The sequence below is a fragment of the Prosthecobacter sp. genome (assembly GCF_044232965.1).
Lineage (GTDB): Bacteria > Verrucomicrobiota > Verrucomicrobiia > Verrucomicrobiales > Verrucomicrobiaceae > Prosthecobacter.
The window spans coordinates 18378-36522 of sequence record NZ_JBIIKX010000008.1 but is presented as its reverse complement, the minus strand read 5'-3'; the positions used below and the strand labels follow the sequence as shown (position 1 = coordinate 36522).

The following is an 18145-nucleotide window of genomic DNA, read 5'->3' as shown; positions in this document are numbered from 1 at the left end:
GGTTTGGAGAATTACCAAACGTCTTGGCTCATCGCCGTCATCAAATGACGAAAGAATATCGAAGGCCGAATGCCAATGGAGTCACTGGGGCTTCGGCATTCCTTCGTCATTCGTCATTCTGATTTCGTCATTTTAATGCGCCTTCGACATCACCGGCACCGGCGTTCGGAACACCTCCTCCGGCTCCGGCAGTGAATCCTCCGGCGGCGGACCAGGAAAATTGTCATCTACAAAACGCCGCCAAGTGTCCCGTGTCTTTTGCGAGATCATCCCCTGCACCGTGTCACCGCATTTCCCACAGATCATGACGCTGTGCAGCAGCGCCAGGCCCTCGCACACGCCGGTGATCACGAAATCATCCATGCCCTTCGCGTGACGAGGCGCATTGCACACCGCGCACGATTCCAGGCCGCGGTCCAGCGTCACCTCCTCGTCCTGAAACTGCGCCAACCGCTTCTTCGACTCCTGGGAGAACTCCTCCATCATCTTTGCCCGGCAGTGATCGCACAGCGCGTACTCCATCACGCACTCGCCACGCTTGTAGGCTTTCGAGATTTGGAACCCGCCTGGAAAATCCGGCAGCGACTCGCCACAGCGCGTGCAGTGCTGAAACGGACGCTCCTCGTACTCGCACCGCAGGTCAGGCGGGATCGGCGGCGGTTGCTGGAGATCGTGATCAGGCATCGGCTTGTTTGAAACAAAGCGTATCCCAGGCCAGTTTCACAGTCCAAACTCATGCGCTTCACGATTTTCCTGTGCCTTCTCCTCGCCACCGCCGTCCAGGCTCAAAACGCCGACTGGATTCACTCGCGTGGCGATGAGGCCATGACCGGCACCTCGCCCGTCGAGCTGAAATTCCCCCTCGAACTCGCCTGGCAGTTCAAGCTCATGGACAAACCCAAGGGCCAAAATGAAATGCTCGTCTCCAGCGCCGTCGTGCGTGCAGGCAAAGTCTATGCCGGCTGCAAAGACGGCAAATTCTTCTGTCTCGACCTCACCACCGGCAAAGAGAAGTGGAAAGCCGAGGCCAAGGGCGCTTTCGACGGTGCCGCCGCCTTCGCAGCCGACCTCGTCGTCGCCGGGTGCCAGGACGGCTTCGTCTATGCCTGGAACGCCGACACCGGCAAAGAAGCCTGGAAGTTTGAGACCCAGGCCGAAATCCACGCCGCCGCCAACGTCTGGACCGATCCCGAAACCAAGGCGCAAAAAATCATCATTGGCTCCTACGACTACAACGTGTACTCCCTCGACGCGAAGACCGGCAAAAAGGAATGGTCCGCCGAAACTGGCTATTACATCAACGGCGGTGCCGCTGTCGGCGAAGGCAAAGTCGTCTTCGGCGGCTGCGACAGCGTCCTGCACGTGCATGACGTGAAGACCGGCAAAGAAGAAAAGCAGATCGAAGTCGGAGCCTACATCGGCAACAACGTCGCCATCGCCGACGGCGTCATCTACGTCAGCCACTACGGCAATCGCGTCGGCGCTTACAGCATCGCCGACGGCATGCGGGTCTGGGAATACGGCGAGCGCGAGTTCGAATACTACGCCGCCCCCGCCATCTGGGAAAAAGCCGTCTATGTCGGCGGCAGAGATAAGCGCTTCCACGCCATCGACCGCGTCACCGGCAAGCAACTCTGGGAATTCCGCGCCCGCGACCGCATCGACAGCAGCGCCGTCATCTGCGCCGGCAAAACCGCCCTCTTCGGCAGCGACGACGGCTATGTGTACGCCCTCGACCTCGCCAGCGGCAAAGAAGTCTGGCACAACGAACTCGGTGCCCCCGTCAAAACCTCACCCGCCATCGCTGGTGACTACGTCATCTTCGGTGCGGATGATGGCGTGCTTTACTGCTTCAAGAACGGGAAGTGACCAGACCGCACTGAGACCCCCGGATTTTTCCGCTCAATATCCTTGCCGTTTCATCGGGGGTGTATAGTTGATGCGGCGATGAAAACAAAACCTCGCCCTTGGACACCTGAGCAGCACCGGCGCTACATGGAAACGCTGGGGCCACACCTGCCAGCGATTCTCCGTTCGCTTGGCTTTCTAGTTTTGGCTGCGGGAGCTGCCATCGGCCTCATCGCCAACAACGCTGAAGCCTCTGCTTGGGTTACCAAACTCCTGACATGGCTGCGATAGCTTCCCGCCTTGCATCATCTCGAGCAAGTCGTTCACACAGCTTCCACAATCACCGCCAACCCTGCCGCTTCGGCCATTCGGGACTGTCGTTGGTCAAAAGTGCAAAACTCCGTGGCTCCGAGTTCAACTGCCAAGGCCACATGCAGCGTGTCCAGCGAACGGCACAGCGTCGTCACTCCATGCGTGGCAGAAAGGGACTCCGCCGTGGCAAAAACATCCTGCCAGACTGCCGTCAGCCGCTCATGCACACCACTGGCGAGATCGGCTTCCATTTGGGAGATCAACACCTCGCATTCCGTCAGAGTCAGCTCACCACGTCCCACTTTTTGGCGTAGAGCAGAGCGCATTTCCAATTCATGCAGCAGCGTGATGGGAGGAAGATTGGGACTCGCATTCACCAGAGCCACCGCCTCAGCCGTACGCGGCTCAGGCAGGTAGAGCCTCAGCAGTACTCCGGTGTCAAAGTAACGCATCAGAAGCGCTCAGCTCGCAGTTCATCCAGCACCACCTGGGAATCAGCCACCACACGGTCGCCGAACAGGATCTTTTGCCGCGCCAGGAAATCAGGCTTTGCCTGCGGCGCAGTTGCGACTGCCGCCTGCTCCTGCCCGCGCTGACTTTTGCGCGACTGGATGAAATCATAGGTCTCACGCACCAGCGACTCGGGGGCGAGCTTGATCTCGTTGATGATGGCATCTCTGGCGCTCATGGCTGGAGATTAAGACAAAGTGGATGTCATGGCAAGAAACCTTGAATCCCGAACCTTGCCCCGCTAAAGGAAACAGGTGCGCATCATCTCCGGCACGGTGGAAGCCACCCAGCATATCCCACCACTCGTCACACGATGATTGCAGAAGAGCCTGCGGAGCCATGATTCACGTCTAGAAGTTCAGCCATGATGACCGACAACGACTTCCTGAAGAACTCCATCGAACTCTCCCGGCAACACATGGAAGCCGGTCATGGCGGCCCCTTTGGCGCGGTGATCGTGCATGAGAACCGGGTCATTGCCGAGGGCTGGAACCAGGTCACCAGCATCAATGATCCGACCGCCCACGCGGAAGTCATGGCGATCCGTTCTGCGGCCTCACGACTCAGCCGGTTTTCTTTGGAGGGTTGCACCCTCTACACGAGCTGCGAGCCCTGCCCGATGTGCCTGGCCGCCGCCTACTGGGCCAGACTGGATCGACTCGTGTATGCCGCCAGCCGGGAAGATGCGGCGGCCATCGGTTTTGATGACGCGCTCATTTACCACGAACTGGCGCTGCCGATCTCTCAGCGACGCCTGCCCATGCAGCAAATGCTTCATGATGAGGCGACACAGGTCTTTGCCTCCTGGCACGCCAAGGCGGACAAGATTCTCTACTGAACCCAAGCTTGTCTGACGGACATGCCGTCAAAACCTGACCGCCGCGGGAAGGCAAGGATCGGATTCATTCCCTGCCATCCTGCTTTCATCATTCAAACCTCTGGCAAGAAACCTTGAACCCCGAACCTTGCCCCGCTAAAGGAAACGGGTGCGCATCATCTCCGGCACAGCAGGCGGGCTTGCCCTTGAAGTCCCGAAAACCGTCACGCGACCCACGCAGGATCGTGTGCGGCAGGCTGTGTTCTCGATGCTCGGCGAACTCGTTCCTGGTGCGCACGTGCTCGATCTTTTCGCTGGCACGGGCGCCATCGCCCTCGAATGCCTGAGCCGGGGGGCCGCGTCTGCCATGATGGTGGATGAAAACAAAGGCGCGTGTGAGGTGATCCGCCGCAACATCGCCAAAACCAAGCTCACCGGGGCCACCGTGCGTCAAAGCGATGTTTTCCGCCTGCTGCCGCTGCTGCAACGCGATGGCAAGCAGTTCGATCTCCTCTTCGCCGACCCGCCGTACACGCATTGCGATGCGGACACGGATTTCGTCGCAAAACTGCTCGCCGACGAGGCCCTGCCCGCGCTGCTGCATGCAGAGAGCCACCTCATTCTCGAAAGTCACCACTTCAACCGCGAAACGAAAAGCTGGCCCGGCTGGGAGGTGCTGACCGACCGCAATTACGGCTCCACCCGCATCGTCTGGCTGCGCAAACTCCCGCATGGCATCGAAAGCCCTTAGCCTCACTCTCTACAATCTGGCGCTGCCCCTGGGTCTCGTCTGCATGCTGCCCGGTGCCATCGTGAAAATGCGCCGTCGCAACGGCCGCTGGCGTGATCTCGCGCAACGCGTGGGTTGTTTCGATGAGGACACAAAAAAGGCGATCGACGCGCTTCCTCAACGCGAACGCTTCTGGGTACATGCCGTCAGCGTCGGTGAAGTCGGTGTCGCCAAAAAACTCATCACACGACTGCTCAAAACACACGCCGATCTCGGCATCGTGCTCAGTACCACCACGCCCACCGGCCATGCGCTCGCTGCTGAGCTTGCGGCGCAGCATACTGGTCGAGTCGTCGCTATTTTCAGCCCCGTCGATCTTCCTGGCGTCGGCCGACTCATGCTGGAGCGCATCCAACCCACGCAACTCGTGCTCGTCGAGGCCGAAGTGTGGCCGAATCTGACCTCCGCCGCCGAACGCCTCGGCATTCCGGTCTCCCTCGTCAACGCGCGTCTTTCGCCGCGCAGTGAGCGCCGCTACCGCAAGTTCCGCCGTCTCGTCGGCCCCATCTTCGGCATGCTGAAACAGATTCTCGTGCAGGAAGAGGACGACATCGCCCGCTGGGAGAGCTTTGACGTCGAGCGCGGCCGCATCCACCTCACCGGCAGCATCAAGTACGATCCTGAAGGATCCACCGTCCCCGCTGCGAAGATCGACGAATTGCGCAACGTGCTCACGCAAACCGGCATCGCATCGACACAGCCCATCCTCCTTGCCGCCAGCACACACGCAGGCGAGGAAATCGAGTTCGCCCGCGTCTTCCAGCGCCTGCGTGAGAAAATCCGCGATCTCGCGCTGCTCATCGTGCCACGTCATGTCGAGCGCCGCGCTGAGATCACCGCCGCGCTCAAAACCATCGGCCTTTCCCCTGCCCTGCGCAGCATTTCCGGCTCACGCGTCGATTCAAACGCCCCCGTCTTCGTCATCGACACCACGGGCGAACTCGCCGCATGGCAGCACCTCGCCACGCTGGTTGTCGTTGGCAAAAGTTTCCTCGCTGAAGGCGGCCAAAACCCCGCCGAAGCCGCGCTGGCGCAGAAGCCCGTTCTCTTCGGCCCGCACATGGAGAACTTCACACCGCTCGTCGAGTTGCTGCTCAAAAAAGGAGGCGCGCAGCAGGTCGCGGACTTTGATGCACTGACCACCGCCTGCCTCGCGTTGCTGCAAGACAAGACGAAAGCCGCCCACATGGCCCAGGCAGGCCACCAGGCGCTGCAAGCACACGAAGGTGCCACGCAGCGCAGCGCAGAACGCCTGCTGAGCTAAGAGCGACAAACCTTCCTGGCTGGCGGCGTAGTAAGCGCACGCCATGAACATTCTCAGCCGCCGCTCCTTCCTCGCCACCAGCCTCAGCGCCCTCGCCTCACGCGGTTTCGCGCAGACCGACGCCCCCGCCGAGCCGGTGATCGACATCCATCAGCACATGAACTACCACCTGCGCACGGATGCGCATCTGGTGCTGCATCAAAAGGCGATGGGCGTGACGAAATCCATCATTCTGCCCGGTGGAACGATGGTCAACCGGCCCTCCACCCATGAAGGCCGCTCCAACGGCCTCGCCGCCAAATGTCTTGGAACCGCCTGGGCGCGTGACTTTGCCCAAGCGCGGCCTGAGTCTTATCTCTGGGCCTGCAATGAGGTGACGGACCTCGGCTCCGCCCCGGCTGAAATCGAGATGTGGCTCAAGCAGGGCGCGTGCATGATCGCCGAGCAAAAGTTCAAGGTGGAGTGCGACTCGCCTGAGAGCCAGAAGCTCTACGAACTGGCCGCCGCCTACAACGTGCCCATCCTTCTGCACTTCCAGCATCAAACCTACAACCTCGGCTACGACCGTTTTCACACGATGCTGGCCAAGTTTCCCAAGACCATCTTCATCGGCCATGCGCAGGCGTTCTGGGGCAACATCGACAAGAATCACGACGCGAAAGTGAACTACCCGAAAGGCAAGATCACCCCCGGCGGCCTGACGGACCGCTACCTCGCCGATTACCCGAACATGTTTGCCGACATGTCCGCAGGCAGCGGCCTGCTGGCGCTCACGCGTGACGAGGAGCACACCACCGCCTTCTTTGACCGCCATCAGGACAAAGTCCTCTACGGCAGCGACTGCGCCGACCACTTGGGCCGCGGCCCCGGCTGCCAGGGAGCCGCCACCCTCGCCGCCATCCGCAAACTCGCGCCCAGCAAGGCCGTGGAGCGCAAAATCCTCTTTGAGAACTCGAAGAAGCTCTTCCGCTTGGCTTAAAACAGCGCTCCGGCTTCTTGCGCCCCGCGCTGTGCTCGCTCTACATGCTGCGGTGAACCCCGCGCTCAACGAACCTGACTCGCCTTTCGATCTCGCCCTGCGTCCGGGCGATTTTGCCGAGTTCCACGGCCAGACGAAGGTCAAGGAGCAGCTCCTCGTCATGGTCGAGGCCGCAAAGATGCGCGGCGAGTCGCTCGACCACGTCCTGCTCTGCGGCCCGCCCGGCCTGGGCAAGACCACGCTCGCCAATCTTATCGCCAACTCCGTCGGCACCAAGCTGCACACCACCAGCGGCCCTCAAATCGAACGCGCGGGCGATCTCGCGGGTATCCTGACCAATTTGCAGGAGCGCGACATCCTCTTCATCGACGAAATCCACCGTCTGCATCCCAGCATCGAGGAGTACCTGTATCCTGCGATCGAGGACTTCCGGCTCGACATCATCATCGACCAGGGGCCCAAAGCACGCACGATCCGGCTCGATCTGCCTCCCTTCACCCTTGTCGGTGCCACCACCCGTGCCGGAAAACTCACCGCACCGATGCGTTCCCGCTTCGGCATCCCGAACCGGCTCGATTACTACACCTCCGAGGAGATCCAGCACATCCTCATGCGTTCCGCCCGCCTCATGAATGTGCCCATCGAGGCCGCGGGCGCGCACGAGATCGCCCGCCGCTCACGCGGCACGCCGCGCATCGCCAATCACCTGCTGCGCTGGGTGCGTGATTTCGCGCAGGTGAAGGCGCAGAACGTCGTCACCGAAGAAGTCGCCCGTCTGGCGCTCAGCATGCGCGACATCGACGAGTCCGGCCTCGACGAGATGGACAGCCGCATCCTGGAGACCATCATCGGCAAGTTCGACGGCGGTCCCGTCGGCATGGGCAGCGTCGCTGTCGCCGTGGGCGAGGACACCAGCACCCTGGAGGACGTGCATGAGCCCTACCTCGTCATGCAAGGCTACCTCAAACGCACCCCGCGTGGCCGCGTCGCCATGCCTGCGGCCTACAAGAAGCTCGGCCTGCCACCGCCGGTCAGTGCCCAAAAGGAACTCTTTGAGTAAATGTCATGTGGCAGGAACTCACCACCCTCTGGCAAAACATCCGCGATCCGGAGTACCTGCACCTGCTGCTGGAGCCGCTGCCGCTCTACGGACTGGGCCTCGGGCTGGTGTTTGTGATCGTCTCGCTCGTGTTCGGGGAAATAAAGAGCCGCATGCTGGCCCTGGCGGTCATCTGCGTGTCCTGCGCCAGTGTGTGGCCCTACATCGACCTGCGGGATAAGGCCACGCCGCGCATCCTCGCCACCCGTTCCCCGGAATTCGCCCCGCTCATCCAGCAGCAGACCCAGCGGCGGAAGGACTGGTCCTGGCCCTACTACGCGATGACGCTGTTTAGCGGCATCGCTCTGCTCTCCGCCAGATCCCCCAAAGGTCGGCCCGTGTTGTTTCTCGTGGTTCTCTTCGGCGCCCTGCTGTTCTGGTTCAGCATCTGGCTGCACAAAAAGGAGTGCGAGGTCTATCACCGCAACATCGTGCGCTTCGTGCCGGTGCGGTGAAAAACTGCTCCTGCCGCCGGGGTTGCGCCCGCGCTGAAAGCCGCTAGTCTCCGCGCCCCTCGAATTTTTATGTGGAAAGGCCGCTTTGCCCAGGAAACCAGCGCTCTCGTGCAGCGCTACGGAGAATCTGTGTCGTTTGACTGGCGTTTGTTCGCCCATGACATCGCCGGTTCCATCGCGCACTCGAAAGGTCTGCTCAAGGCGGGTATTTTGACCACCGAGGAGCAGGAGAAGATCGAAACCGGGCTGCTGGAGATCCGCCACGAGGTCGAGAAAGGGAACTTTGAGTTCAAAGAGTCGCTGGAAGACGTCCACATGAACATCGAGTCCGAGCTGACGAAGCGGATCGGCCCCGCCGGTGCCAAACTGCATACCGCACGAAGCCGGAACGACCAGGTGGCGACCGATGTGCGGTTGTACTGCCGCTCGACGATTGATTCAATCCTCCAACACACCCGCGCCATGCAGGCGGCGCTGATTGAATGCGCCGAACGTGGCAGCGATGCGGTGATGCCGGGCTACACGCATCTGCAACGCGGACAGCCGGTGCTGTTTGCGCATCATCTGCTGGCCTATGTCGAGATGCTGGATCGTGACGTGGCACGTCTCGCCGACTGCCGGAAGCGTCTGAACGTGATGCCGCTGGGTTCCGGGGCGCTGGCAGGCAGCACAATCATCCTGGACCGCGAATTCGTAGCGCAGCAGCTTGGTTTTGACGGCGTGACGCAGAACTCGATGGATGCGGTCAGCGACCGTGACTTCGTCGCGGAGCTGCTGTTCGCGATCTCATTGCAGGGCGTTCATTTGTCTCGGCTAAGCGAGGATGTGATCCTGTGGGCGAGTGCCGAGTTCGGTTTTGTGACGTTGAGCGACGCGCACACGACGGGTTCGTCGTTGATGCCGCAGAAAAAGAACCCGGACGTGGCAGAACTGACGCGTGGCAAGTCGGCGCGGCTGATTGGCAACCTCATGAGCATCCTCACGCTGCTCAAAGGCCTGCCGATGACCTACAATCGCGATTTGCAGGAGGACAAGGAGCCGTTGTTTGACTCCATCGACACGATCTCTCTCGCGCTAGAAGTTTTCACCGAAATGATCAGCGGCATGGATGTGAACCGGGGCAAAACCACCGCAGCGGCGAGCGATCCGATGCTGCTGGCGACGGATCTAGCCGATTACCTCGTCAATCACGGCATTCCCTTCCGTCAGGCGCATGAAGTGATCGGCAAGCTAGTGGCTTACTCGATTGAGCAGAAGCGCGGCTTTGGTGAGATGACGTTGGCGGAGTTTCAGAAGTTCTCGCCGGCCTTCGAGGCCGATGTGACGGCCTGTTTGAACCTCGAAACGGCCCTGGCGGCCCGGAAGGGCATTGGCGCGCCTTCGCCACAGAATGTGAAGGCCCAGCTCGCTCGCTGGCGGACGACTCTGAACGCGTGACTTGGCATGCAGATCCCGGAATTCGACCTCTACACTCCCGGAGCCGAGCCTGGCTGGCGGAAGACGCGCAGCGAGATGGCGTTTGAGAACCCGCATGTGAGCGTGGAACGCGCCTGGTATAACACCCCAAGCGGACGCTCGGACGTGCCGTGGATGGTGGTGCAGCGCAAGGCCGCTGTGGCTGTGATTCCCGTGCTAGAGGACGGTCGTTTCGTCATGGTGCATCAGGAGCGTCTGCCGGTGATGCAAACGATGTGGGAGTTTCCCGCCGGACAGATCGACACCGAGGTGACGCGCGAGTCGATCATTCATACCGTGCTGAACGAGCTGCGCGAGGAGTGCGGCTGCGTGCTGAACAACGAGCACGGCACCCTGGAGCCCCTGGGCTGGTATTTTCCCTCGCAAGGTTTCACCGACGAGGTCGTTTATCTTTTCACGGCGAAGCCCGTGTGTGTCGTCAGCCGTCCTGAACCGGATGGAAGCGAGCACATCAGCGACGTGCGGTTTGTCAGCGCGGGAGAACTGCGTGGGATGATTGCTGCCAATGCGATCACCAACGCCCTGACGCTGGCTCTCTACGCACGGATCGCGGCCCTAGGACTGCCGTAGCCCTCTGCATCCGCAACCCCCTTCCCTTTTCACTCCCATGTGGTCCGGCATTCTTCAAAAAGTCTTCAAAGTCCGCGAAAAAGTCGCGCTGAACCTCAGCGGCGGCACGGATGAGGAAAAACCCTTCATTGAGCACCTGGAAGACCTGCGCACGATGATCGTGCGCATGGCGATCACACTCGTGGTCTCGACCATCGGCACGTTTGTCTTCTACAAGGAGCTGTTCCGCGCCATTCAGCTCCCGCTGATCTTTGCCGGACTGGCCAAGGACGAGGCCAGCGCGAGTCTGCTGTTGCAAAACATCGATGTGGCCGGCCCGTTCATGATGGCGATCAATGTGTCGCTCATCACGGCGATCATCATCTCCTTCCCGCTGCTGCTCATTTTCCTGCTGCAGTTCATCCTGCCCGGCTTGAAGCCAAACGAGAAAAAGCTGCTCTTCCCGGCCATCGGTATCGGCACCGGCTTGTTCCTCACCGGCGCCGCCTTCGCTTACGCGGTGGTGTTGCCGAAGGCTCTGAGCTTCTTCGACGAGTTCGCCAAAACGGTCGGCTCACGGCAGGACTGGACGCTTTCCAACTACGTCACCTTCTCCACCCGCTTCATCCTGGTCTTTGGTATCTCCTTTGAGCTGCCGGTGATCGTGATGGCGATGGTGAAGCTCGATTTCCTGAACTTCAAGATCATGAAGTCCACCTGGCGGCACGCTCTGGTCGGCATCATGCTCTTCGCAGCCGTCATCACGCCCACGCCGGATATTTTGACGCTCCTGCTCATGTCCGGGCCTCTCTATGTGCTCTACGGCATCTGTGTGTGGCTGGCCTACTTCATGGAGAAGAAGGACAAGGCCGCCTACCCGGAATACTACGCCCAGCTCGAGAAGGACGAAAAGGAACTGGATGCAGCCGTCAGCGATGACTGGGACAACGAGAACTACAATCCGTGGTCAGCCGCCGACGATGACGACGACAAGGACAAGGACGACGACTACAAGACGCCTGCCGCCACTCCGTCCGCTCCGCCGCCCGAGGTCGAAAAACCCACCGAGGAGGAGGAAGACCACGGCGAGGACCAAAGCTCCCAGATGCCTGACGAGGACCCGGCCGAAATGCCTACCCGCGAGATGACCCTGGAAGAACTGGCCCGTGAGGACGAGAAGCGCTCCGGTGACGCGCCAAAGTGAGTTTGAAGGCCAGTAGCGGCAGACGTGAGTCTGCCGCTTGCCCGGCGAAAGGCTCACGCCTTCCCCTACTTCAGCCGCTCAGCGCTCGGTAGCGCCCTCGCAATCAACGATGACCAAGCAGGGCGCATCTGCTTCGATGTCGAGGCGACGCACGAGCAGGCGCGAGAGGTAGGCCCGGCCCCAATCTGTTTCGCGATCCATAAACCGGCCCAGCGGCGTGTCTCGTTCCACGCAGGCCACGAAGCGCGGTTCGCTCGTGGCGGTGGTCTGTATGTCGAAAGTGAGGTATTTGGCCCGGAGTTCGGCAGGAATATCCAGACCGTGGTTGGGACGCAGGCCGACGTGAAACCATGCGGTCTCAGCCCCTGGCTGTTTGAGAAATGCCTCCAGGCTGCCCTCATGCGTTTCATAAAATGTCGGCCAATGGATGCGACGCCTGCCATCCACACCGGTGGCCAGGCGGATGATGGCCCCTGCCGTGCATTTGGAGGTGGCGAGCTTGAAAATCGGCACTGGCTGGCCGCCTGGAAGCATCAGCGGCAGCCCCGGAATGCGCGCCAGCAGCCGCAGCTCGATTCGTTCCACCACGTTCGCGCCAAACAACGCCTCCATCTCCGCCGTATGCTGTCCGGCCTCGTGAACACATGCGGCGCGGCGCTCAGGTGTGTCGGCGGCGAGCAGCTCATTGACCAAAGCCTTCGCATCCGCAGCGTAGGCCGCCGTGTCAGGCAGATCGATCTTAGCGGCGCTTGTTTCCGCCTGAGTGGGCTGCTGCCCCCTGCGCACCTCGGACACAGCAGGCGGTATCGTGGTAGGAGCGGACACTTTGGGCACAAAGGCAGGCGCATGAGCTTGATCCCACCAAATCCAGCCCGCCGCCCCGCAGACGATCACCAGTGTCAGCAGGATAAATGCGCCTCGCCACGACATGCCATTCATTTGCGAAGACACAGTGTACTCCATCTCAGGTGGCGGCTCCCCCAATGGCATGAGCGCTTCCGAATGCTGCAAGGTGTTGCGTGTGATGAAGGGTGAGTGCGCTGGCACCTGTGCGGGTGCTGATCCAGGCCAGGCCGCCGGTGTAGGCGCGGCAAACAGGGACGATGGTTGAACCGCGGGCAACGGGCTGCTTTGTGGCGGCTGAGCCTGGGCAACACGTCGGCGCACCTGCGTCACACCCGCCACTTGGGACTGCGTGCCGAAATGCGCGCGTGGAGCGCTGTGCGCGCAGTGCGGGCACTGTGTCACCCCCTCCATGCTGTGCTGCATGGTGAGAAATGCCTGCCCGCAGGCCGGGCAAATCAGGCTGGCGGTGGTGCCGGGATGGTTCATGCCGAAAAACTAGCGCATGCGCCTGAAAACCGCGAACTGGTTGTGCGGAGAACACACCACGGTAGATTCAGTGCCCGCATGAGCCGTCCCCCCGATGATCTAAAGCCCGTCCCCCGCCATATCGCCATGATCATGGATGGCAACGGCCGTTGGGCGAAGGAACGCGGCCTGCCACGCACTGAGGGGCATCGCATGGGTGCTGAGACCGTTCGGCGCGTCGTCGAGTGCTGTGGCGAGATCGGCGTGGAACACCTCACACTTTACGCCTTCTCCTCGGAAAACTGGAAACGCCCGAAGCGTGAAGTCGAGGCGCTCATGAAACTACTGGAGCTTTTTCTACGCGGCGAACTGCCCCTGATGATGAAGCAAAACGTGCGCCTCCAGGCCATCGGCCGACTGCACGATCTGCCGGAGTCCTGCCAGAACGAGCTGCACCGTTGCATCCAGGCCACCGCGCAAAACACCGGCCTTACACTGATTCTTGCCCTCAGCTACGGCGGACGGGAGGAAATCATCGACGGGGTGAAAAGCCTGCTGCAGAGCATCGAAAGCGGCCACCTCGACAAGGCCATGATCGACACCGAGGTCTTCAGCAAACACCTCTACACACGTTACTACCCCGACCCTGATCTCATGATCCGCACCAGCGGTGAGATGCGTCTGTCGAACTTCCTGCTTTGGCAGCTCAGCTACACGGAATTTTACGTCACCGAAAAATACTGGCCGGACTTCTCCAAAGAAGATTTAAAGAACGCCATCCGCGACTTTCACCAGCGCCAGCGCCGCTTCGGCGGCGTATGACGATGGTTGACCTACCCCACTATTTCTGCGATAAGCCCCGCCACCCAACAAGCGCCAATGCCTGAACTCCCGGACACCCACCTGATCATCGTGGATCCAGATGCCGACTTCCTTGCCTGGGCAGCAGCACACCTAAAAGCCCCAGGTGTTTCCATTAGCACCTTCGAAAGAGCGGAGGAAGCTCTCGCATCCTACCTGAAAAAACGGGCGGACCTGCTGCTCTGCGAAGTTCGTCTCAACGGCACCACCGGCATTGAGCTCCTCAAACGCCTGCGCCAAAGCGACCCGCAGTCCATGGTCATTCTTTTCAGCGGCACTGCTACCACCAGTCACGTTATTGAGGCCATGCGTCTCGGTGCCTACGACGTGCTTGGGAAAGAGCGCCTGCCCTACGAGCTCCGAACCGTGGTGGAAAGCGCCCTGACCTCCATTGAGGCCCGCCGGGCCACCCGCGCCCAGACCGCCGAAGTGCCCACGGAGTCCATTCAGGAGACGATCATCGGCCGCTCCATCCCGATGCAGGAGGTCTTCAAGCTCATCGGACGCGTCTCACGCTCCGACGCCCCGGTCATGATCACCGGAGAGAGCGGTTGCGGCAAGGAACTCGTCGCAGGAGCCATCCACAAGTTCAGCCCCCGTGCACAGAAGGATTTCGCAGCAATCAACGTTACTGCCATTCCCGACAACCTCATTGAAAGCGAAATTTTTGGCCACGAGAAAGGCTCCTTCACCGGCGCGGTGAACCAGCGTGTCGGTCGCTTCGAGCAATGCGACGGCGGCACGCTCTTCCTGGACGAAATCGGCGACATGCCACTAGCCGTGCAGAGCAAGCTGCTGCGCGTGCTGCAGGAGGGGCAGTATTCCCGCGTCGGCAGCAATCAAACGCTGAAAACCGACGTGCGCGTCCTCGCCGCCACCAACAAGAACCTCGAAGAAGAGGTCGCTAAGGGGACTTTCCGCGAAGACTTGTTCTACCGCCTCAACGTCGTTCGCATTCACATCCCACCGCTGCGTGAGCGCCGCGAGGACGTACGCCTGCTCGCCGAGTTCTTCCTCCATCGGCTCTCCGCCCGCCGTCGCGGTCCGCAGATGCGCTTCACCGACGATGCGCTCGACATTCTCGACGCCTATGACTGGCCCGGCAACGTGCGTGAGCTAGAAAACACCATCCAGCGCGCCTGTGCCCTGTGCAATTCCGACGTGCTCCTGCCCTCCGACATCCCCCTCGGCAGCAAAGGTTCGCGTCATCACTCCCCCACCAGCACAGTCACTCGCATGCGCGATGCCTTGAGTATGCTCGTCAGTGTGGCGGAAAAAACGCCCGACATCGAGTTGCTGCCCTGGGTCGAGCGCGAGCTTTCCCGGCTGGCCTACCGTCACTTCGAAGAAGATGCGGACCGCACCGCCAAATTTCTCGGCGTGAACACTGCCGCCCTTGAGGGACACCTCAGCGCTCCCGCCGTGAAAAAAGCCGCTCTCGACGGTCAGACCATTACGCCCGTCTTGAAGAAGACCAAAAAGGCCAGTTGAGTGTTGGCCAAAACCGCCTCTGCCTGACGGAGCATGCAGGGACCGTCACGACGTCCGTCTTTCCAATTCACCCGCTAGACAGCCTTTCCCGTTCACGTTAAAACCGCCTCTCTATGATCAAACAACTGACACTCACCGCCCTCGCGGCCTTCACCCTTGGATCCGCTCTCGCTGCCGATAACGACGGCTGGAAATCCCTCTTCAACGGCAACGACCTCACCGGCTGGAAATCCAACGAGGAAGTCCCCGGCTGCTTCACCGTCGAAAACGGCCTCCTGAAAGTCAGCGGCGGCCGCGCCCACCTTTTCTACGTCGGCGAAAACGGCGAGGCCAAATTCCAGAGTTTCGAGCTCAAGCTCAAGGTCAAAACCACCGCTGGCTCCAACAGCGGCGTTTACATCCACACCAAATACCAGGACAAAGGCTGGCCTGACGCCGGCTACGAGTGCCAGGTCAACAGCACCCACACCGACCCCAAGAAAACCGGCAGTCTCTACGGGGTCATCAACATCCTCGCCCTGCTCGAAGGCCAGAAGGAACCCGAAGGCGGCAAGCACATCAAAGTCCCGCTCGCCCCGAGCAAGGACGACGAATGGTTCGACTACCACATCAAGGTCGAAGGCAAGCACATCACCCTCAAGGTCAACGGCGAAACCACCGTCGATTTCACCGAGCCTGAAGGCTGGGATCCCGCCAAAGAACTGAAAAACATGCCCGGTCGCAAGCTCGCCGAAGGCACCATCGCCCTCCAGGGCCACGACCCCAAGAGCACTGTCTTTTACAAGGACATCTTCATCAAACCGATCCCATGACGGAGTTTAGTCACCACTCATACAGTGGTGACCATTGGCACTGGCAGTGGCGAGGCGCTTGATTCAGAGGTCTGGAAGAAACTCACCTCTCCACTGCTTACATCATAGAGTGCCCCCACGATGGCGATTTTGCCTTCCTCAACTAGCTTGTTCAGCGTGCTACTGCGCTTGCGGATGGCGTGGATGGTCTGGATGACGTTGAGGCGGGAGATTTCGTTCGTGTAGGCGGCTTTTTCGCCGGGGACCCATTGATCGGGCTTCTTGAGCGTGGCGGGATTGATGGCCAGCTGAATCTCGGTGACGAGGCCATCAAGATTCGCGCAAGGTGTGGCCTCGCTGGCTTTTTTCGCCGCCACGAGCAGATCGACGGCGGCATTGACAGCGCCGCAACTCGTGTGACCGAGCACGACGACGAGCTTTGCCCCCACGACGGCGCAGGCGTATTCCAAACTGCCGAGCAGTTCGCTCGTGGCGATGTTTCCAGCCACGCGGGCGCTGAAGATGTCGCCGAGACCGAGGTCAAAGACGACTTCCGCTGGCGCACGCGAATCAATGCAGCCAAGCACCGCCGCCATCGGGAACTGACCTGACGATGTGCCGGTGATCTGGCGGCTGTAATCACGCTCGATGCGTTCTCCGCTGAGGAAGCGCTGATTTCCAGCGCGGAGAATTTCCAGCACAGCTTGAGGTGTGAGGCCACTCTGCACTTCGCGGGTGGTGTAATCGACGAACTGGATCTGATCGCCGCTGATGTTGTGCTCCTTCAAACCGAGAAAGCCCACCTCGACGCCGTGCGCCTGGGAAGTCTTGTCGCGGAAGTCGGCGATGAGATCGCGGATGTCCGGGTCGATGTAGTCGGTGTTGCGTGCGTCGATGAGCACGCGGCCACCGCGCGGGACTTCGTGCAGGGCTTTTTCAAAGGAGGCACGGTTGAGGAAGCTCACCTGGTTCGCCAGCTCGATGCGCAGCACATCGCCCGAGCTGTGTTTTTCGATGATCTTGCGCAGCGGGCGGCGCAGGTTGCTGTGCAGGATGAAGAGAACGCTGATGCCGAGGCCGATGAGCACACCGGTGAGCAGATCGGTGAGGACGATGGCGGCGATGGTAATCGCAAAGGGCAGGAACTGGCTGCGGCCCTCGCTCCACATTTGTTTGAAGAGCTTCGGACTGGCCAGTTTGAAGCCCGTGACGATCAAAATGGCCGCCAACGCCGAAAGTGGAATCTCATTGAGCCAGTGCGGCACCGTCATCACGCAAACGATCAGCAAAACGCCGTGCAGGATGGCGCTGAGTTTCGTGCGGCCACCCGCATTGATGTTCACGGAAGAGCGCACGATCACGCTTGTCATCGGCAGGCCACCAATGAAGCCCGCGAGCATATTTCCCACGCCTTGCGCCACCATTTCGCGGTTCGGTGGTGCCTGGCGCTGATCGGGATCGATCTTTTCGACGGCTTCCAGATTGAGCAGCGTCTCCAGCGTGGCCACGAGCGCGATGGTGACCGCCGCTTTGAATACGAGTGGATTGCTGAAATGCTCCACATCGGGGAACTGAAGGAAGCCGAGGAAGGCCTTCACATCCGCCGCCACCGGCACCTGCACGAGGTGGCTGGCCTTCACCTCCCACGCGTGACCCATCTTCCGCAGGATCAAATTGATCGCCACACCCACGAGCACCACGATCAGTGCGGAGGGCACCGGCAGCTTTTTCAGCACCTTCACCTTGTCCCATGCCAGGAGGAACAAGACCGAGGCGATGCCGATCAGCGCCGCGCCGGGCAGAATGTCGGAAAGCGTCGCAAAGAGCTCGGTGAAGGTATTTTCATGGTCCGGCTGGTCAAAGCTCATCTCGCCCTCCGCGTCAGAGTCATGGCCGAAAACGTGCGGAATCTGTTTCAGGATCAAAATGAGACCGATCGCCGCCAGCAGCCCCTTAATGACACTCATCGGGAAAAATGAGGCAATGAAGCCGAGGCGGAAGGTGCCCATCAAAACCTGAATCGCGCCCGCGATGACCACCGCGGCCAAAAACGCCTCAAAACTGCCCAGCGCCGCGATTTGCGCCGCCACGATGGCGGTCAGACCGGCGGCCGGGCCGCTCACGCTCTTGTGAGAGCCACTGAGGATGCCCACCACAATCCCGCCGACGATGCCGGAAATCAAACCTGCAAACAGCGGTGCATTCGACGCCAGCGCGATGCCGAGACACAGCGGCAGTGCCACGAGAAACACCGCGATGCTCGCAGTGATGTCTTTGGGCAGAGTAACGGAGAGAGGCGCTTGGTTGTGTGGCATGATGGAAGGTACACTGTGGACGGTCTGTTTGACTATTCCACTCTTTCAAAGCGTCACTTCGATCATCTCTAAC

Annotated in this window: 18 protein-coding genes; 13 read left to right on the top strand and 5 right to left on the bottom strand. The window is 60.7% G+C overall.

Going from position 1 to position 18145, the window contains the following annotated elements; all coding sequences use genetic code 11:
• Positions 1–132: 132 nt before the first annotated feature.
• Entirely contained in the window at positions 133–684 is a 552-nt protein-coding gene (locus ACILSI_RS05370) for a hypothetical protein (RefSeq protein ID WP_395720824.1), read from the bottom strand.
• Positions 685–735: 51 nt separating this feature from the next.
• Between ACILSI_RS05370 and ACILSI_RS05365 the strand changes: the two genes are divergently transcribed.
• Positions 736–1869, top strand: a complete 1134-nt coding sequence (locus tag ACILSI_RS05365) for a PQQ-binding-like beta-propeller repeat protein (protein WP_395720823.1) — start codon at positions 736–738, stop codon at positions 1867–1869.
• Between the two features lie 302 nt (positions 1870–2171).
• Here ACILSI_RS05365 and ACILSI_RS05360 read toward each other — a convergent pair whose 3' ends face one another.
• Complete coding sequence (locus ACILSI_RS05360) at positions 2172–2612, bottom strand: type II toxin-antitoxin system VapC family toxin (RefSeq protein WP_395720822.1); 441 nt, start codon at positions 2610–2612, stop codon at positions 2172–2174.
• Positions 2612–2848 (bottom strand): hypothetical protein, encoded by a 237-nt coding sequence (locus ACILSI_RS05355; protein ID WP_395720821.1) that lies wholly within the window; start codon positions 2846–2848, stop codon positions 2612–2614. Before ACILSI_RS05355 ends, ACILSI_RS05360 begins: the two co-directional genes overlap by 1 nt.
• Before the next feature lie 189 nt (positions 2849–3037).
• Between ACILSI_RS05355 and ACILSI_RS05350 the strand changes: the two genes are divergently transcribed.
• From ACILSI_RS05350 to tatC, 9 genes are all read left to right on the top strand, one after another.
• Positions 3038–3508: a nucleoside deaminase gene (locus ACILSI_RS05350; protein WP_395720904.1), complete on the top strand. Its 471-nt coding sequence runs from the start codon at positions 3038–3040 to the stop codon at positions 3506–3508.
• 148 nt (positions 3509–3656) lie between these two features.
• Complete coding sequence (gene rsmD, locus ACILSI_RS05345; protein WP_395720820.1) at positions 3657–4238, top strand: 16S rRNA (guanine(966)-N(2))-methyltransferase RsmD; 582 nt, start codon at positions 3657–3659, stop codon at positions 4236–4238.
• Positions 4219–5541 (top strand): 3-deoxy-D-manno-octulosonic acid transferase, encoded by a 1323-nt coding sequence (locus tag ACILSI_RS05340; RefSeq protein ID WP_395720819.1) that lies wholly within the window; start codon positions 4219–4221, stop codon positions 5539–5541. Before rsmD ends, ACILSI_RS05340 begins: the two co-directional genes overlap by 20 nt.
• Before the next feature lie 43 nt (positions 5542–5584).
• Positions 5585–6520, top strand: coding sequence for an amidohydrolase family protein (locus ACILSI_RS05335; RefSeq protein ID WP_395720818.1), 936 nt, complete (start codon positions 5585–5587; stop codon positions 6518–6520).
• Between the two features lie 31 nt (positions 6521–6551).
• Positions 6552–7580: a Holliday junction branch migration DNA helicase RuvB gene (gene ruvB, locus ACILSI_RS05330; protein WP_395720817.1), complete on the top strand. Its 1029-nt coding sequence runs from the start codon at positions 6552–6554 to the stop codon at positions 7578–7580.
• A gap of 5 nt (positions 7581–7585) precedes the next feature.
• Complete coding sequence (locus ACILSI_RS05325) at positions 7586–8074, top strand: hypothetical protein (RefSeq protein WP_395720816.1); 489 nt, start codon at positions 7586–7588, stop codon at positions 8072–8074.
• A 69-nt stretch (positions 8075–8143) separates the two neighbouring features.
• Positions 8144–9511 carry an argininosuccinate lyase gene (gene argH / locus ACILSI_RS05320; protein WP_395720815.1) on the top strand — a complete coding sequence of 456 codons (1368 nt, stop codon included), beginning with the start codon at positions 8144–8146 and terminating at the stop codon, positions 9509–9511.
• 6 nt (positions 9512–9517) lie between these two features.
• Entirely contained in the window at positions 9518–10120 is a 603-nt protein-coding gene (locus tag ACILSI_RS05315; protein ID WP_395720814.1) for an NUDIX hydrolase, read from the top strand.
• Between the two features lie 37 nt (positions 10121–10157).
• Positions 10158–11303 (top strand): twin-arginine translocase subunit TatC, encoded by a 1146-nt coding sequence (gene tatC / locus ACILSI_RS05310; protein WP_395720813.1) that lies wholly within the window; start codon positions 10158–10160, stop codon positions 11301–11303.
• A gap of 78 nt (positions 11304–11381) precedes the next feature.
• Here the strand turns inward: tatC and ACILSI_RS05305 are convergent, their stop codons facing one another.
• Positions 11382–12635 carry a hypothetical protein gene (locus ACILSI_RS05305; RefSeq protein ID WP_395720812.1) on the bottom strand — a complete coding sequence of 418 codons (1254 nt, stop codon included), beginning with the start codon at positions 12633–12635 and terminating at the stop codon, positions 11382–11384.
• A 78-nt stretch (positions 12636–12713) separates the two neighbouring features.
• Here ACILSI_RS05305 and ACILSI_RS05300 point away from each other — a divergent pair, with 78 nt between their 5' ends.
• The 3 genes from ACILSI_RS05300 to ACILSI_RS05290 all read left to right on the top strand — a co-directional run bounded on the left by ACILSI_RS05300 (position 12714) and on the right by ACILSI_RS05290 (position 15778).
• Positions 12714–13436, top strand: coding sequence for an isoprenyl transferase (locus ACILSI_RS05300; RefSeq protein ID WP_395720811.1), 723 nt, complete (start codon positions 12714–12716; stop codon positions 13434–13436).
• Positions 13437–13493: 57 nt separating this feature from the next.
• Positions 13494–14966, top strand: a complete 1473-nt coding sequence (locus ACILSI_RS05295) for a sigma-54-dependent transcriptional regulator (protein WP_395720810.1) — start codon at positions 13494–13496, stop codon at positions 14964–14966.
• Positions 14967–15079: 113 nt separating this feature from the next.
• A complete protein-coding gene (locus tag ACILSI_RS05290; RefSeq protein WP_395720809.1) occupies positions 15080–15778 on the top strand; it encodes a DUF1080 domain-containing protein in 699 nt (232 codons plus the stop codon).
• A 17-nt stretch (positions 15779–15795) separates the two neighbouring features.
• Here the strand turns inward: ACILSI_RS05290 and ACILSI_RS05285 are convergent, their stop codons facing one another.
• The gene (locus tag ACILSI_RS05285; RefSeq protein ID WP_395720808.1) at positions 15796–18072 is read right to left on the bottom strand and encodes a bifunctional SulP family inorganic anion transporter/carbonic anhydrase; all 2277 of its coding nucleotides are present in this window, start codon (positions 18070–18072) and stop codon (positions 15796–15798) included.
• Between the last annotated feature and the right edge of the window lie 73 nt (positions 18073–18145).

Excerpts from the sequence above, each read along its gene's own strand:
- ACILSI_RS05290 (WP_395720809.1), top strand. The coding sequence starts at position 15,080 with ATGATCAAACAACTGACACTCACCGCCCTCGCGGCCTTCACCCTTGGA.
- ACILSI_RS05335 (WP_395720818.1), top strand. The coding sequence starts at position 5,585 with ATGAACATTCTCAGCCGCCGCTCCTTCCTCGCCACCAGCCTCAGCGCC.
- ACILSI_RS05360 (WP_395720822.1), bottom strand. The coding sequence starts at position 2,612 with ATGCGTTACTTTGACACCGGAGTACTGCTGAGGCTCTACCTGCCTGAG.
- argH (WP_395720815.1), top strand. The coding sequence starts at position 8,144 with ATGTGGAAAGGCCGCTTTGCCCAGGAAACCAGCGCTCTCGTGCAGCGC.
- ACILSI_RS05285 (WP_395720808.1), bottom strand. The coding sequence starts at position 18,072 with ATGCCACACAACCAAGCGCCTCTCTCCGTTACTCTGCCCAAAGACATC.
- ACILSI_RS05300 (WP_395720811.1), top strand. The coding sequence starts at position 12,714 with ATGAGCCGTCCCCCCGATGATCTAAAGCCCGTCCCCCGCCATATCGCC.
- ACILSI_RS05305 (WP_395720812.1), bottom strand. The coding sequence starts at position 12,635 with ATGAACCATCCCGGCACCACCGCCAGCCTGATTTGCCCGGCCTGCGGG.
- ACILSI_RS05340 (WP_395720819.1), top strand. The coding sequence starts at position 4,219 with ATGGCATCGAAAGCCCTTAGCCTCACTCTCTACAATCTGGCGCTGCCC.
- ACILSI_RS05295 (WP_395720810.1), top strand. The coding sequence starts at position 13,494 with ATGCCTGAACTCCCGGACACCCACCTGATCATCGTGGATCCAGATGCC.
- ACILSI_RS05315 (WP_395720814.1), top strand. The coding sequence starts at position 9,518 with ATGCAGATCCCGGAATTCGACCTCTACACTCCCGGAGCCGAGCCTGGC.
- ACILSI_RS05370 (WP_395720824.1), bottom strand. The coding sequence starts at position 684 with ATGCCTGATCACGATCTCCAGCAACCGCCGCCGATCCCGCCTGACCTG.
- tatC (WP_395720813.1), top strand. The coding sequence starts at position 10,158 with ATGTGGTCCGGCATTCTTCAAAAAGTCTTCAAAGTCCGCGAAAAAGTC.
- ACILSI_RS05325 (WP_395720816.1), top strand. The coding sequence starts at position 7,586 with ATGTGGCAGGAACTCACCACCCTCTGGCAAAACATCCGCGATCCGGAG.
- ACILSI_RS05365 (WP_395720823.1), top strand. The coding sequence starts at position 736 with ATGCGCTTCACGATTTTCCTGTGCCTTCTCCTCGCCACCGCCGTCCAG.
- ACILSI_RS05355 (WP_395720821.1), bottom strand. The coding sequence starts at position 2,848 with ATGAGCGCCAGAGATGCCATCATCAACGAGATCAAGCTCGCCCCCGAG.
- ACILSI_RS05350 (WP_395720904.1), top strand. The coding sequence starts at position 3,038 with ATGACCGACAACGACTTCCTGAAGAACTCCATCGAACTCTCCCGGCAA.